This is a genomic window from Curtobacterium sp. LFS079 (assembly GCF_047977865.1).
Lineage (GTDB): Bacteria > Actinomycetota > Actinomycetes > Actinomycetales > Micrococcaceae > Arthrobacter.
This window is the reverse complement of record NZ_JBFPFO010000031.1, coordinates 1-1,100: the sequence shown is the minus strand read 5'-3', so window position 1 is coordinate 1,100 and position 1,100 is coordinate 1. Positions and strand designations below refer to the sequence as shown.

Here is a 1,100-nt window from a genome sequence, read left to right as displayed (position 1 = left end):
GCCACCGCCATGCGCAAAAAAGGCCGCGACATCCCCGAACACCTGGCCCACATCGCCGAAGGCATCCAGGACTCCGGCACCACCCGCCAGGAAGCCAGAACCCTCCTCGCCCACGGCGCGTAACATCCATCAAGCCGACGGGACCGGACGCCTTTCAACAGGCGTCCGGTCCTTTGTCATCACGTAGAATTAAGGCACTATGGCGAAATCCCCTGATTCCAGCAATCCGACCCCCTCGGCAGCCGACGCTCCGAAGCGCGGGCTGTTCTCCCGCAAGCCCAAGGAAGCCAAGGCAAAGAAGCCGAGCCAGCTCAAGCAGATCGGCGAAGTCTTCAAGATGACCCGCCGGAGCGACCCCCAGGTCGTCTGGCTCATGGTTCTTGCCTTCCTGGGCGTCATCGCTGTCAGCCTGGTCATCGGTTTGCTGCTGCAGAACCCGATCACCGGCCTGATCATCGGCATTCCGCTGGGCCTGCTGGCCGCCGTCTTCATCCTGTCCCGCCGCGCCGAGCGGGCCGCCTTTGCGCAGATCGAGAACCAGCCGGGCGCTTCCGGCGCCGCCCTCGGAACCCTGCGCCGCGGCTGGATCACTGAGGAGCAGCCGGTCGCCGTCAACCCCCGCACGCAGGACGCCGTGTTCCGCGCTATCGGCCGTCCCGGCGTCGTGCTCGTCAGTGAGGGTCCGTCCCACCGGGCCAAGCCGCTGCTGGACGCCGAACGCAAGAAGCTCTCCCGCATCCTGCCGAACGTCACGGTCCACGTGATCGAAAGCGGCCGGGGCGAAGGCCAGGTTCCGATCAGCCAGATCGCCAAGACCATGAACAAGTTCAAGAATGAGCTCACCAAGGTGGAGGTCAACGCGGTCAGCAAGCGCATCTCTTCCCTAGGCGGCAAGCGCCTGCCGATCCCCAAGGGCATCGACCCGTACAAGGCACGTCCTCAGCGCGGGCGCTGATTTCCTGCACATACAAAAGAACCGCCTCCATGACTGCGGATTCTAGGGGTCGTTGCAACGCCTGTTGGTTAGGTGGTTAGTAGTAAATCACGCAGACGCTCGGCTGGAGTTTTCCAGTCGAGCGTTTTGCGTGGTCGGCCGTTGA

Annotated in this window: 1 protein-coding gene and 1 pseudogene; both read left to right on the top strand. The window is 63.8% G+C overall.

The window, feature by feature from the left end:
* Positions 1-123 (top strand): annotated as a pseudogene (locus ACNQPB_RS20070) (lipoyl synthase); the annotation flags it as partial.
* Positions 124-199: 76 nt separating this feature from the next.
* Positions 200-955 (top strand): DUF4191 domain-containing protein, encoded by a 756-nt coding sequence (locus ACNQPB_RS20065; protein WP_498754181.1) that lies wholly within the window; start codon positions 200-202, stop codon positions 953-955.
* Positions 956-1,100 lie beyond the last annotated feature (145 nt).